The sequence below is a fragment of the Curtobacterium sp. MCBA15_008 genome (genome assembly GCF_001865065.1).
Lineage (GTDB): Bacteria > Actinomycetota > Actinomycetes > Actinomycetales > Microbacteriaceae > Curtobacterium.
Map to the genome: position 1 here is coordinate 64166 of NZ_MJGN01000005.1, position 13471 is coordinate 77636.

The window sequence follows — 13471 nt, forward strand, 5'->3', positions numbered from 1 at the left end:
GGTCCGGATCCGACATTGCGAAAAACCGGTCAGGGCGTTCCTCAGCGCGTGGGCGTCCACGTGCTGATCGTCACGGCCGCCGTGACCGTCGCGGTGGCGAACACCGCGTCGGGTGCGACGTGGTGGTGACTCGGGCCCATGTGCACCACGTCGTGCACGTCCTCGGCGGTGAGGTCCATCGTCCAGGTCAGGTCCTCGGAGGACCGCAGCACGAACGCCGGCGTCAGGGAGTCGTGCAGGCGTCGTTCCTTCTCGGGGTCGACGGTGATCGTCGCCTCGGCGAGCTCTGCCAGGTGCCCGGTCCGCGGCGTCACCACGACGAGCACACCGTCGGGGTGCAGCACGCGGGCGTACTCGGTCTGGTTGCGGGGTGCGAAGACGTCGAGCACGACGGCTGCCGCGCCGTCGACGACCGGGAGGCGCTCCGTCACGTCCCCGACGACGGCCCCCGCTCGCTCGTGTGCCCGAGCCGCGCGACGGATCGCGACCGGCGACAGGTCCAAAGCGACCCCGCGCCTCCCCTCCGCCCCGCGCAGCGCGTGCGCGAGGTAGGTCCCCGGACCGGAACCGACGTCGAGGACGATGCCCGGGGCGGTCGCCTCGGCGACGACCGCAGCGAGCGCACGCTCGACGGGTGCGTAGTGTCCGCGGCCGAGGAAGCGCAGGCGGGCGTCGACCATCTCCGGGGTGTCCGCGGTGAGGGCCCGCCGTTTCGCCGGCAGGAGCGTCAGGTGTCCCTGCTTCGCCTCGTCGAACCGGTGTCCGGTCGCGCAGCCGACCTGCCCGGGTCCGACGCGGGCGAGGGGCTCCGCGCAGACGGGGCAGGCGAGCATCGGCAGCAGGTCGTCTCGCACCCGTTCAGCGTACGGGCGTCGGCGAGGCGGGCCGTCACGGGTACGGGCAGGGCCTGCCTGTCCGCGGGTGCCGGTGGCAGGATCGTGGGCGTGAAGACACTGGAGTTGCCACAGACGGACCTCACCGCCTCCGACGTCATCGTCGGCCTGATGCGGATCAACGACATGAGCGACGAGGACATCCGCTCGCTCTACGCGGCGTCGCGCGACGCCGGCGTGACGATGTTCGACCACGCCGCGGTGTACGGCGAGTGGCACGGCTGCGAGGAGCGCTTCGGCGCCGCCCTAGGCCTGTCCCCCGCCGAGCGCGCCGAGATCGTGCTGCAGACGAAGGTCGGGATCCGGCCGACGCCGCACGGCGCCTACTTCGACTTCTCGTACGAGCACATCCTCGAGTCGGTCGAGGAGTCACTCACCGCCCTGCGCACCGACTACATCGACGTCCTGCTCCTGCACCGCCCCGACGCGCTCGTCGAGCCGGAGGAGGTCGCGAAGGCGTTCGACGAGCTGCACGCCGCCGGCAAGGTGCACCACTTCGGCGTCTCGAACCACACCCCCGGTCAGGTCGAGCTGCTCAAGAAGCACGTGCAGCAGCCGCTCGCGTTCAACCAGGTGCAGCTGAGCATCACCCACGCCAACGTCATCGCGCAGGGCGTGTCCGCGAACATGGGCGGCCTCGTCCAGTCGATCGACCGCGACAACGACATCCTCAACTACTCGCGGCTGAACGACGTGACGCTGCAGGCCTGGTCGCCGTTCCAGAAGGGCTTCTTCGACGGCGTCTTCCTGGGCGACCGTGAGCAGTACGCGGAGCTCAACGACCTGCTCGACGAGATCGCGGCGGCGCACGGCGTCACCCCGACCGGCATCGCGGTTGCGTGGATCACCCGGCACCCCGCGCACTTCCAGGTCGTCCTCGGCACGACGAACCCGCAGCGCGTGCGCGACTCGGCGGCGGGCTCGGACGTCGAGCTCTCCCGCGAGGAGTGGTACCGCATCTTCACGGCCGCGGGACACACCGTTCCCTGACCCGGCACCGCTGACGTTCCTTCCCAGAACGCACGCGATGCATTGCACCTTCGGGCGTACCCGGTCGGAACTTCCGACCAGGTACGCCCGATTCGTCCGAGTACGCCCGGTTCGACCGAGTACGCCCGGTTCGACCAGGCGCGCGCTAGTCGTCGGAGGAGTCGGCGGACGTCGGCACCGGCACCGGCACCGGCACGGCGATGTCCACGGGCGACACCGCCGCGGGGTCGGCGGACGCGCCGCCCACCACGTCGAACGAGATCCCGAGCATCGCCGGGTCCTCGTCGAGCTCGAGCCCGCTCTCGGTCAGCTGGTCCTCGGGGATCGCGCGGCCCTGGGACGGATCGAACGAGTTCGCAATCGACATGCGGACGAGCATGCCGGGCGCGCTTGGCAATCCGCCAAGAGCGGGCTCGGCACGCGCGATGTGGTCAGAGGTCGTCCGGGTGCAGGCGGTCGCCGGCGTGCGGGCGGCGGAAGACCGGTCCGCCGCCGGCCTCGTCCTCGTCGTGGTGGTCGACCGGCGAGGCACTCGGGTCGTCGGAGTCCTCGCCGACGTCGGCGCCGCGGTCCTCCTCCACCTGGAGTTCGTCCTCGTCGGACCCGTCCACGGGGACGGAACGGCCGGGCTGTTCGGGATCGAAGGGTGCGCTCATCGACATGCGCCGAGCATGCTCCGGTCGGGTGAACGGCGGGTCAACGCTGTCCGTCGGCCGCGATGAGTTCGAGCTGGGTGAGCTCCAGGTCGGAGCGCGCCGTGAACGCGAACGCCGAACCGCTGCCCTGCAGCCGGAACACCCGGGTCTGGCCGGCCCAGTCGAAGACGGCGTCCTGCACCGTGACGCGGGTGTCGCCGAGCGAGGCCTCCCACGAGTACGTGCCGGGTGTCGCCACGGTCACCGTGTAGAGCGAGCTCTCGACGGGTGCGACATCGAAGGCGACCGACGACCCAGCGGCGAGCGCCGTCACCGTCCGTCCGACGTCGTCCGAGGTCGGAGACGTGCACGGCAGCACGTCGACCGGGGTGTCCCGGTACCCGTGCACGTCGGACGCGGACACCGGGCGGGTGTCCGACGCCCAACCCTGCGGCGTCTCCGACAGCGTGAACTCGATGCGTGACGCCCGCACCACCACGTCGTGCGGGATGCTGACCGACGTCCAGGGCGAGCAGTCGACCGTCACCGACGCGACGTAGGCGCCCGTGGAACCGGCGGCGACCTCGATGACGGTCTCCGCGCCTCCCGGCTGGCGCAGCACCGTCCTGCGGACCGACGGCGGCACGAGCACGTAGGAACCAGTCGACGGTGCCAGCGGGTAGAGGCCGATCGTGGCGAAGACGTACCAGGCGCTCATCTCGCCGTTGTCCTCGTCTCCGGGGTAGCCCTGGCCGAGGTCGGAGCCGACGAACAGGCGCTCGAGGGCCTCGCGGACGACCCGGTGCGCGTCGTCGTGCCGGCCCGTGAACATCGGGAAGAACGGGATGTGGTGCGCGGGCTGGTTCGACAGGCCGAGCATGCCCATCCGGACGTCGCGGGCCTCGGTCATCTCGTGGATCGGGAAGCCGTAGGACCCGGACCGCACGGTCGCTCCGGTCTCCGGCGTGGCGAAGAACGCGTCGAGTGCGGCGTCGAACCGCTCGGGGCCGCCGTGCAGGTCGACGACGCCGGCACCGTCGTGCGGGGCGGTGAAGGCCGTGCCCCACGCGTTCGTCTCGGTGTAGTCGTCACCCCAGTCACGCGGGTCGAACTCGGTGCCGATCCGCCACGAGCCGTCCGGGTCGCGGCCGATGAAGAACCCACGCTCGGAGTCGAAGACGTTCCGGTACTGCAGCGAACGGCGTGAGAACCACTCCGCCTCGGCCTCGTAGCGGGCGAGGTCCGCCGGCGTCTGGGCCCGCGCGGCGAGGCGACTCGCCATCACCGCCAGCCCCCAGTCGTTGATGGCGGCGTCGAGGGTCCAGGACATCCCCTCGTGGGTCACGGTGTCGACGTGGCCGCGGAAGGCGCCCGGGAGGCTCCCCTTGCGCCCGACACGTTCGTCCCGTGGCGGGACGGTCGCGTTGCGCAGTGCGCTCCGGTACGCCTCCGCCAGGTCGAAGCCCGTCACGCCCTTCGCCGCGAGGTCGGCGAAGACGGTGTCGCTCGTGGTGCCCGTCATGCAGTCCTCGGCGCCGGGGGCACTCCACCGGGGCGTCCAGCCGCCGTCGTGGTGGTGCTCGACGAAGCCCTGCGCGAGTCCGGCCGCCGTGTCCGGGGTGAGGAGCGCGAGCAGCGGCCACGCGGTGCGGTAGGTGTCCCAGAAGCCGTTCGTCGTGGTGAACGGGCCCTCCACGATCTCGGGGCCGGGTTCGTCGCGGATCGGCTCCGCCTGCACGGCGCCGTACGGGGAGCGGTGGCGCGGCACCCCGTCGCGTGCGGTCTCGCCGGCACGGTTCGGGTAGAGGAAGAGCCGGTACAGCCCCGAGTACAGGGAGGTCAGCTGGTCCGGGGTCGCGCCGTCGAAGGACAGGGTCGCGAGCTCCGCCGTCCAGCGTTCCGCGGCGACGAGGACCATGGTGTCGAACGACCCGGCGGCGTCGAGGTTCGCGCGGGCGTCCTCCGCCGAGACCGTCGAGATGCCGAGCAGCACGTCGGTGGTCGCTCCCCCGACGGTCAGCCACCCGCGCAGCTCGTGCTCGCCGACGGTCGTGTGGTCCGCCGTCACACCCGGCACCCGGACGTGCACGTGGTGGGGCGGGGTGCCCGGCCGGTCGTCGAGCAGGGCCTCGACCACGGCGGTGCCGTCCGTGACCGTCACCGAGACGTCGGACACCCGGCCGTGGTGGTCGAGCACGACGCTGCGGGTGCCGGTGAAGCGGAAGCCGAGCGCGAACTCCCCCGCCGTCATCTCGGCCGTCACGCCGCCGTCGAGGGCGACCCGGTAGCGGTGCGGCCCGTCGAGTTCGTCGTCGTGGTCGAAGCCGAGCGCGCGCGCCGAGCGGTCCGGGTCGGGGGTGTCCAGCGGTGAGGGCATCACCTGGAAGACGCCCCGGTCCCCCATCCACGGCGACGGGATGTGGCTCGTGGCGAACGCCTGGATCGCCGGGCGGAGTCGTCCCTCGGCGTCGACGCGGTCGTGCTCCTGGTAGGCGTACGGCCAGCGGTTGCTCGACGCGTCGGTCATCGGCAGCCCGAAGACCCCGCCGTGCGGCAGGCCGACGAGGGGCGCGTTGTTGCCGCGGGAGAACCGGGAGGACGCCTGGGTACCGCGGGTCGTGCGGACGTGGTCGAGCGGGGTGGCCGGGGCCGGGCGTGCGGCCTCGATCCGGACGTCGTCGAGCCAGCCGCGCAGTGCCGGGCGTCCGTCGTCGTCGGGGTCCGGCTGCGGGGCGGAGCCGAGCCGCGCCTCCAGGCGGTCCACGACCCGACCCGCGAACGACGTGAGGTCCACCGCACGTCGGTTCCACTGGTCGACCCACTGCTTGCGGGCGCCGTCCTGCGCCGCTGGCGTCAGCGCGTCGCCGTACTGGTCGTGCACGTCCGCGGTGTCGCTGAGCCGCGTGCCGTCGGTGAAGACGACGTCGAGCGTGAAGGCCGTGGCGTCCCAGAAGTGCGGCAGGTCCGCCTCGGTGGGTTCGGTCGCCCCGTCCGGCAGCGTCCGCTCCGGGAACCACACCCACGACAGCTCGTCGCCGCCCTGGAGCGTCCGACCGTCGAAGCCGGGGACGACGGCGACAGCGGTCGCGTCCCCCGCGGGCCGTTCGACGAGGAAGCCCTCTGCCGATCCGAACCCGACACCGTTCCGCGCCGCGACCGCCGTCGTCGGGCCACCGCTCCGTTGCAGTTCTCGCACGCTGTCAGCCTATTTGGTCCAGCGTCTGGATGAAAACCCGCGGCGTGTCCGTCAGGGCTTGTTCTGCCCCGGCGCGTTCTCCGAGTTCCCCGGTCCGGCGTCGGCGGCGCCACCCGGACCCGAGCCGTCCGCTGCGGTGCCGGAGCCGGTCTGCGGGTCCTCGACCGGGTTGGTGACCGGCGTGCTGGGCTCCGGCCCGACCGACGGTTCGCTCGGCTGCTGCTCGGGCTCACTCGGCTGCTGCTCCGGCTCGCTCGGCTGCTGCTCGGGCTCGCTGGGCTGCTGTTCCGGCTCGCTCGGCTGCTGCTGTTCGGGTTCGCTCGGCTGCTGCTCGGGCTCGCTCGGCTGCTGCTGGTCGGTCGGGCTGGAGGGCTCGCTCGAGTTCGTCGGCGCGGGCGTGGAGTCGTCGCCGTTCAGCGCGAAGAGGGCCACACCGATGCCAGCGAGCACGAGCACGATGACGACGACCGCCGCGATGATCGGTCCGCGGCGCCGCCGCTTCGGGTCGTCCACGGAGGCCGGAGGCGCACCGACCGGACCACGCGGCTGGCCCGGTCCGCCGGGTTGGCCCGGTCCGCCGGGTTGGCCCGCTCCGGCGCCGCGCTGCGCGCCGAGGACGGTGGTCGCGACGTCGTCGGAGGCGTTCGGGGCAGGCACGCCCAGCACGCGGGTCGCGTCGTCCGCACCGCCCGCGCCGTCCGGCCTGGAGGCGCTGCTCACCGGCATCGCCTGCGTCGCCTCGTCGGCGTGGGCGGCTCCGGCAGCCCCCGCCGCTCCCGCCGCTGCGGCACCGGCCGCGCCGGCCACGCCGGCCGCTCCGGCCCGCGTGACCGTGCCCGGCCCACCGGGCAGGAGCTGGGTCGCCGTCGAGACCTCGTCGTGGCCGAGGGCCCGGAGACGCTGGGCTGCCTCGGCGGCGCTCGGACGCTCCGCCGGGTCCTGCGCCGTCATCACGTGCAGCAGCGTGCGCCACGCGGTCGGCAGGTGCTGGTCGATCTCCGGGCCGCGGGTGAGCCGTGCGGTGGCCGACTCGACCGCGCTGCCCGGGAAGGGCCGGCGGCCGGTCAGGCACTCGAGGAGGACCAGTCCGAGCGAGTAGACGTCCGCCTTGCCGCTGATGCCCTGCGCGGTCACCTGCTCCGGTGCGAGGTACGCGGCGGTGCCCATCACGGTGCCGGTGCCGGTGACGCGCGCGGCGTCGCGGAGCAGCGCGATGCCGAAGTCCGCGAGCTTGACGTGCGAGCCGTCGCTCTCCAGCAGGACGTTCGCCGGCTTCACGTCACGGTGGACGATGCCCTGCGCGTGCACCGCGGCGAGGCCGTCGGCCACCTGCGCTCCCACCCGCGCCGTGGTCGCGGGGTCGAGCGCACCCTCACGCAGCCGCGTCGCCAGGTCACTGCCCGGGACGAGTTCCATCACCAGGTACGAGTCGCCGTCGGCGTCGTCGAGGGCGGCGTCGTAGAGCGTGACGAGCGCCGGGCTCCGCAGTCCGGCGAGCGTCTGGATCTCGGCCTCGGCCCGTGCCCGCTCCCCGTGGTCGACCGGTCCGATGCGGAACACCTTGACGGCGACCTCTCGTCCGAGCTGCTCGTCGACCGCTCGGTAGACGGAGGCCATGCCGCCGTGACCGAGCGTGCCCGTGACGCGGTACCGACCGCCGAAGACCCGTTCTTCCATGCGGGGAAACCTACCGGGAGGACCTGACGGGGCGCGCACCGCGGCGGAGGACGGGGCGGCCGGAGACCGTGCTCCGACCGCCCCGCGGACCTACGACAACTGCAGGATCGCGGCCACGAGGGACACGATCGCCGTCGTCAACCCGAGTACCTCGAGCACGACGACGAGCCGCCTGCGGTCACCGCAACGATGTCGGTGTTTCGCCATCGCCGGCCTCCGTTCCCAGGGCAGGAGACCGCGGTCCGAGCTCCCCTTCCGGATGACCGGCAGGGTCGCGTACACTCGAACACCGCGGCGGTTCGAGTTACTACGCAACTCAGACCACTGACCTCTTCACGAGGTGAGATCAGCCCCCAGTTGCTGCTGGGGGCTTTTCTCGTGCTTCTTCGAGTCCGGCCGGGCTTCGCCTGGATTCCCGGCCGACGTCTCGATCCTCCCGGTTCCGGCTCGCCGCCACGAAGCCCTGTGGATATCGCACACGGCTCCTCGCGATCAGCGCCGGACGGGGCGCGCACCGCGGCGGAGCGCGGTCAGGTACAGCCGGTGCGCCGTGATCACCAGGGCCAGCCACGCCAGCCCGAGCGCCCACGCCGCCAGGACGTCCGTCGACCAGTGGTGACCGAGGAACACCCGCGAGATCCCCACGGACACGACGAAGGCCGTGCCCAGGACGATCGTCCACACCCGAGTGACCGTGCGGGACTGCCGGAGGATCAGCAGGTACACGATCGTCCCGACGATCACCGTCGCGTTGAGGGTGTGCCCCGACGGGAACGACGGCGAGTGCTCGTACGGCGGCACCGCGTCCGACAGCGGCGGCCGGGCGCGTCCGATGAGGTCCTTGCCGGCGACGGTCATGAGCAGCGACCCGCCGCTCGCCGCCACCAGGAGCACGAGCGGCGTCCATGCGCGCCGTTGGATCGTGAAGCCGACCAGGAAGCCGAGCGCGACGATCGGCATCCCGATCGTGCCGGCGATGTCCGTCCACCACGTCACGAGCGTGTCGGCGGTGGGCGACCGGAGCGTCAGCATCCAGTCGAGGACGGGGCGGTCGAGCACGGCGACGTCGTCACCCTCGCGGACGGCGTCGTACACCTCGGACGCTGCCCAGGTCGCCATCACGGCGACGCCCATGCCGATCACGAGCGTCACGATCAGGAGCGGCAGGGCCCCCCACCGGTGCCCGAGCTCCGTCCAGCGGTCCGCACCCGCACGCCCGGCCTTCGTCCGCCAGGTCGTGAGGTCGACGTCACCGACGCGCTGGTCCGGTACCTCGCGCTGGTCGGGGTGGTCGGCGTGCTCGGTGTCCATCGACCCACCCTGCCCGAGTCCGCATGTGCATGCCGTACCCCGCGGACGGAGCAGGTCAGTCCTTCGCGGCGCCGTAGTCGTCGACGACCGCGACGGAGAGCGGGAACACCACCGGGAAGTCCCGGAACAGCAGCCGTCCGGCATCCGCCGCCGCGGCCCGGACCTGCTCGGCGACCCACTCGGCGTGCTCCGCCGGGGCGTGCACGACGATCTCGTCATGCACGAAGAACACCAGGTGCGGGCCGTCGGTCACCCGCCCCGGGAAGCGTTCGGCCAGCCGCGACCGCAGCGACCCCATCCACGCCAGCGCCCACTCGGCCGCGGTCCCCTGCACGACGAAGTTCCGGGTGAACCGCCCCCAGCTCCGGGCGCGTGACTCGACCGCGCGCTGCATCGCCGGGGTCCCGTCGACCGTGTACGCCTGGTTGCGGGCCTCGAACCACGACGCCTCCGGCACCGGCGACGTCCGTCCGAGCAGCGTCGTCACGGGCTCGCCGCGCTCCCCCGCGCGTGCGGCCCGCTCGACGAGCCGGATCGCGTCCGGGAACGCCCGCGCGAGCCGGGGCACGAGCCGACCGCCCTCGCCCTGGGTCGCCCCGTACATGGCACCGAGCATCGCGACCTTCGCCTGCTGCCGCGACTCGACCGCACCGGAGGCCACCACGCCGTCGTACAGGTCGCGCCCGTCGCCGGCCGAGGCCATCGCGCGGTCACCGGCCATCGCGGCGAGCACCCGCGGTTCCAGCTGTGCGGCATCCGCCACGACGAGCTTCCAGCCGGGGTCGGCGATGACGGCACCGCGGATGCCCTTCGGCAGCTGCATCGCTCCCCCGCCGTCGGCGGCCCAGCGCCCGGTGACGACCCCGCCGACGACGTACTTCGGGTGGAACCGTCCGTCGTGCACCCACTCGTCGAGCCAGGTCCAGCCGTTCGCGGTCAGCAGGCGCGCGAGCCGCTTGTACTCGAGCAGCGGTTCGATGACCGGGTGCTCGATCTCCTGCAGCTCCCACTTGCGGGTGCTCGTCACCATCAGTCCGGCACGCCGCAGCGCCTTCAGGACGTCCGCCGGCGAGTCCGGGTTGAGCGTGGCGTCCCCCACCCGGTCCCGCACGACGGCGGCGATCTCCTCGAGCCGTCGGGGTCGCACGCCGTAGGGCACGCGTGGGCCGAGGGCGTCCTCGAGCAGCTGCTCGTGCACGTCTGACCGCCACGGCAGGCCAGCGTGCAGCATCTCCGCGGCGACGAGCGCACCCGCCGACTCGGCGGTGGTCAGCAGGCGCAGCGCGCCTGGCGCAGTCGATCCGGCGATCGCGTCGAGTTGGGAGCGGAGCTCCGCGACCGGATCCAGCGCGTCGTCGGGTGGGGAGACCTGGAACAGGGCGTCGTCGAAGAGCTGGGCCTGCGTCGGGCGGACGACCCGTGCCTCCTGGACGGCGGCGTCCCATCCGTCGACGGGAGCCGCGGCGAGCGCCGAGCCACGCGCGGACAGGGCGGACCGCAGGATCCGGCGGCACAGTCGCAGATCGGTGCAGCGGCCGACCCGGCCACCGGCCGCGAGCACGGCCGGGTACCACCGTGCGGTGTCGTCCCACACCCAGCGCACATCGGGTGCGTCACGAGACGCGATGAAGGCCGGGAGGCGCGGCTCGTCCACCCGGATCGGCTCACCGTCGGCGGTCCCCGCGTCCGTCAGGGGCGTCGCGAGGACGCCGCCGTCGACGCGGCGGAGGACGAGGTGCACGGAACGATCATGCCGTGCTCCACCGTCAGTCGAGTTCGACGACCTCGCCGGAGCCCTGCCCGTCGTCGTCCTTCGAGCGTGTCACACCGCCGGGACGGACCGCGGCGGTGTCGGCGACGTCGATGCGGACGTCGCCGTCCTCGGCGCGCGAGACCTCGACCCGGGGGTCGGCGTCGTGCTCGTCGGAACCCGACATGCGGCGGAAGGTGTCCTGGCGGCGTTCCTCGAAGGACATGTCCACGCCGTCGCCGAGGTGGTCGTGGTCGGGCTTCGTCATGGCCAGCACGGTACCCGGACGCGCTTGTGGCCGGTCCGGCGATGCGGGAGTGGCCGTGGCCGCTCCGGCGAGGCGGGCACGCTCAGCCGACGGGCGCGGTGCCGGTCCGTTCCGTCCAGTGCGCCCCTCGCGCCCACCGGTCGAGCACGGCCGCGGGCAGCCGCCCCGGTGCCTTCGACGCCCGTGCGGCGGCCAACGGGACGCCGAAGACGAACTTCGCGACGCTGGCGTCCCCTTCCGCCGCGTCGTGCGGTCCGGGCGGGACGAGCCGGAACCGACGGGCGAACCGCACGAGGTTCGCGTCCGGGCCGAGCGCTCGGGCGAGGCCCGGATCGAGGATCCACGAACGGCACTGCCACCGGTCGGCCGCGAGCGTCGGCGCGAACCGGCGGAGGACCTCCGGGGCACGGGCGAACGCGCGGTCGCACGCGTCCGGGTCGAGCGGTCCGGTCTCCGGGACGTGCACGCCCCAGGCGGGGGAACCGTCCGCCAGGCGGTTTCCCACTTCGAACTGGAGGCGGCCCACCGCCACCACGCCACCGGTCAGCACCGAGATGAGCCAGTCCACCCCGGCGCCGCGGAGTCCGTACCGCTCGAGTTTGCGGTCCACGTCGGCGACGGACGCCTCGGCGACGCTGCGCGGGAGCCCGCGCGCCACGAGCGCCTCGGCGCTGCCGGGCACCGCGGCGCGGAACGCCGCCGTCAGCAGCGCCTCCTGTTCCACCGGAGTGGCGTCGGCGACCGTCGCGGCGAGCGCCGACGCCACCTCCGCGGCGGCGGTGGGCGTCGCCGCGGCGGCGGTGAGGAGGGAGACCGACGCGGGGCGCGCTGCCTGCTCGGGGGTGGTGGCGGTCACTTCAGCCCGGACGAGGCGAGTCCGTCGATCACCCGCCGCTGCAGCACGATGAACATGATGAGCACCGGGGCCATCGCCATGAGACTCGCGGCCATCAGCACCGGGTAGTCGACGGTCCGGTCGCTCGACAGCGTCGCGAGTCCGGCGGCGAGGGGCATGGACTCGGCACGGGTGGACACCACGAGGGGCCAGAGGAGCTCGTTCCACGACCAGAGCACGGTCGTGATCGCGAGGACGCTCATCGACGGTCGGGCGAGCGGCAGCATGATGCGCCAGAACGTCTGGAACGGGTTCGCGCCGTCCATGCGGGCGGCTTCCTCGAGCTCGGCGGGCATGTTCAGGAAGGCCGTCCGCATCAGGAACGTGCCGAAGGCGCTGAACAGGCCCGGCGCGACGATGCCGGCGAGGGTGTCGAGCCAACCGAGGCCCTGCACGATCTGGTACTGCGAGATCAGGTAGACCTGCGACGGGACGAGCAGGATCGACAGGACGATCGCGAGGATGAGCCCGCGCCCCCGGAACCGCATGCGCGCGAACGCGTACCCGGCGAGGGTGCAGAGGATGATCTGCGCGATCGTGCGGATCAACGTGACCCACACGGACGTCGCGAGCTGGCTCAGGAACGGCAGGCGCTCGAACACCTGCGCGAAGTTCTGCCACTGCAGCTCCCCCGGCCAGAACACCGGCGTGGGCGACGTCACCTGCGCGTTCGTCGACAGCGCCATGATGATCTGCCAGATGAACGGGAACGCCATCACGAACCCACCCACCCCGAGCACCACGTGGATCCACCAGTGGCTGCCCTGACGACGACGGGGCCCGGTCCCCGAGCGGGCGCGGGCGGTGCTGGACGCCTTCGTGGTGACGCCGGTCTGGGCGCCGCGCGGTGCGGTGATGCCGGTCATGACTGGACCCACTTCTTCTGGACACGGAACTGGATGACGGTGATGATGCCGATCAGCAGGAAGATCACCATCGCGATCGCCGCCGCGAAGCCCTTGTCGCCGTCGACGAACCCGGAGTTGTAGAAGTAGAAGACGAGGGACATCGTCTTCGGGATCACCGGGTTGAGCGGGCCGAGGATCGCGTAGAGCAGGTCGAACAGCTGGAAGCTCGAGATCGTCGTGACGATGAGCACGAAGAAGATGCTCGGGCTGAGGAGCGGCACGGTGACCGATCGGAACTGCCGCCACCGGCTGGCTCCGTCGAGCTCGGCCGCTTCGTAGAGCTCCGGCGGGATGTCCTTGAGGCCCGCGCCGAGGATGATCATCGAGAAGCCGAGCGAGGACCACAGGCCGACCAGGGAGACGGCGACGAGCGCGAAGCCCGGTGTGGAGATCCAGTACGGGCCGTCGATGCCGAACAGTCCGAGGAACGAGTTCACGATGCCGAAGTCGCCGTTGAACATGATGCGCCAGACGAGGGCGATCGCGGCCGGCATCGCGACGTACGGCAGGAAGAAGAGCACGCGGTAGAACTGTGCGAAGCGCAGGCCCGGGGTGTTCAGGAGGCTCGCGAGCCACACCGCGATCGGGATGCCGAGCAGCACGATGACCGTGTAGACGATCGTGTTCAGCAGCGACTGGTAGAGCTGCGGGTCGGTGACCAGGCGGACGTAGTTCGCGATCCCGGTGAAGCTCGGCCCGCCGAACACCCCCCAGCTGGTGAACGAGTAGTAGAACGTCTGGACGATCGGCCAGATGAAGAACGTGCCGACGCCGATGAGCAGCGGCAGGACGAACAGCCACGGCCACCAGCCGTCGGTACGCGGCGCGCTGGTGCGGTGGACCTCGGGGGTCGTCGGGGGCGGGGACGCCTGTACAGCATCGCGTCGCTGGGTGTTGGTCGTCATCAGGTCGCTCCTCGGCCAGGGCGGTCGGATCTGGTGCGACGTG

At 72.3% G+C, this 13471-nt stretch carries 12 protein-coding genes; 1 reads left to right on the forward strand and 11 read right to left on the reverse strand.

What is annotated here, in order from left to right; genetic code table 11:
• Nucleotides 1-41 precede the first annotated feature (41 nt).
• Entirely contained in the window at nucleotides 42-854 is an 813-nt protein-coding gene (locus tag BIU96_RS02230; RefSeq protein WP_083402585.1) for a putative RNA methyltransferase, read from the reverse strand.
• A 90-nt stretch (nucleotides 855-944) separates the two neighbouring features.
• Between BIU96_RS02230 and BIU96_RS02235 the strand changes: the two genes are divergently transcribed.
• The gene (locus BIU96_RS02235) at nucleotides 945-1883 is read left to right on the forward strand and encodes an aldo/keto reductase family oxidoreductase (RefSeq protein ID WP_139199705.1); all 939 of its coding nucleotides are present in this window, start codon (nucleotides 945-947) and stop codon (nucleotides 1881-1883) included.
• Between the two features lie 145 nt (nucleotides 1884-2028).
• On the opposite strand, the gene BIU96_RS02240 is transcribed toward BIU96_RS02235, so the two are convergent.
• The 10 genes from BIU96_RS02240 to BIU96_RS02290 form a co-directional block, all read right to left on the reverse strand.
• A complete protein-coding gene (locus BIU96_RS02240; protein WP_139199707.1) occupies nucleotides 2029-2250 on the reverse strand; it encodes a hypothetical protein in 222 nt (73 codons plus the stop codon).
• A gap of 64 nt (nucleotides 2251-2314) precedes the next feature.
• Entirely contained in the window at nucleotides 2315-2545 is a 231-nt protein-coding gene (locus tag BIU96_RS02245; protein WP_071290986.1) for a hypothetical protein, read from the reverse strand.
• Nucleotides 2546-2579: 34 nt separating this feature from the next.
• Entirely contained in the window at nucleotides 2580-5714 is a 3135-nt protein-coding gene (locus BIU96_RS02250; protein ID WP_254785906.1) for a GH92 family glycosyl hydrolase, read from the reverse strand.
• Nucleotides 5715-5765: 51 nt separating this feature from the next.
• Nucleotides 5766-7391: a serine/threonine-protein kinase gene (locus tag BIU96_RS02255; protein WP_071290987.1), complete on the reverse strand. Its 1626-nt coding sequence runs from the start codon at nucleotides 7389-7391 to the stop codon at nucleotides 5766-5768.
• Nucleotides 7392-7883: 492 nt separating this feature from the next.
• On the reverse strand, nucleotides 7884-8702 hold the full coding sequence (locus BIU96_RS02265; RefSeq protein ID WP_071290989.1) for a phosphatase PAP2 family protein: 819 nt from the start codon (nucleotides 8700-8702) through the stop codon (nucleotides 7884-7886).
• Between the two features lie 55 nt (nucleotides 8703-8757).
• The gene (locus BIU96_RS02270) at nucleotides 8758-10443 is read right to left on the reverse strand and encodes a bifunctional 3'-5' exonuclease/DNA polymerase (protein ID WP_071290990.1); all 1686 of its coding nucleotides are present in this window, start codon (nucleotides 10441-10443) and stop codon (nucleotides 8758-8760) included.
• A gap of 25 nt (nucleotides 10444-10468) precedes the next feature.
• Complete coding sequence (locus BIU96_RS02275; RefSeq protein ID WP_071290991.1) at nucleotides 10469-10720, reverse strand: hypothetical protein; 252 nt, start codon at nucleotides 10718-10720, stop codon at nucleotides 10469-10471.
• An 82-nt stretch (nucleotides 10721-10802) separates the two neighbouring features.
• Entirely contained in the window at nucleotides 10803-11576 is a 774-nt protein-coding gene (locus BIU96_RS02280; protein ID WP_071290992.1) for a hypothetical protein, read from the reverse strand.
• Entirely contained in the window at nucleotides 11573-12481 is a 909-nt protein-coding gene (locus tag BIU96_RS02285; RefSeq protein ID WP_254785907.1) for a carbohydrate ABC transporter permease, read from the reverse strand. Before BIU96_RS02285 ends, BIU96_RS02280 begins: the two co-directional genes overlap by 4 nt.
• The gene (locus tag BIU96_RS02290) at nucleotides 12478-13428 is read right to left on the reverse strand and encodes a carbohydrate ABC transporter permease (RefSeq protein WP_071290993.1); all 951 of its coding nucleotides are present in this window, start codon (nucleotides 13426-13428) and stop codon (nucleotides 12478-12480) included. The genes BIU96_RS02285 and BIU96_RS02290 overlap by 4 nt, the downstream gene beginning before the upstream one ends.
• Nucleotides 13429-13471: the final 43 nt, after the last annotated feature.

Excerpts from the sequence above, each read along its gene's own strand:
- BIU96_RS02240 (WP_139199707.1), bottom strand. The coding sequence starts at position 2,250 with ATGTCGATTGCGAACTCGTTCGATCCGTCCCAGGGCCGCGCGATCCCC.
- BIU96_RS02245 (WP_071290986.1), bottom strand. The coding sequence starts at position 2,545 with ATGTCGATGAGCGCACCCTTCGATCCCGAACAGCCCGGCCGTTCCGTC.
- BIU96_RS02255 (WP_071290987.1), bottom strand. The coding sequence starts at position 7,391 with ATGGAAGAACGGGTCTTCGGCGGTCGGTACCGCGTCACGGGCACGCTC.
- BIU96_RS02265 (WP_071290989.1), bottom strand. The coding sequence starts at position 8,702 with ATGGACACCGAGCACGCCGACCACCCCGACCAGCGCGAGGTACCGGAC.
- BIU96_RS02275 (WP_071290991.1), bottom strand. The coding sequence starts at position 10,720 with ATGACGAAGCCCGACCACGACCACCTCGGCGACGGCGTGGACATGTCC.
- BIU96_RS02285 (WP_254785907.1), bottom strand. The coding sequence starts at position 12,481 with ATGACCGGCATCACCGCACCGCGCGGCGCCCAGACCGGCGTCACCACG.
- BIU96_RS02290 (WP_071290993.1), bottom strand. The coding sequence starts at position 13,428 with ATGACGACCAACACCCAGCGACGCGATGCTGTACAGGCGTCCCCGCCC.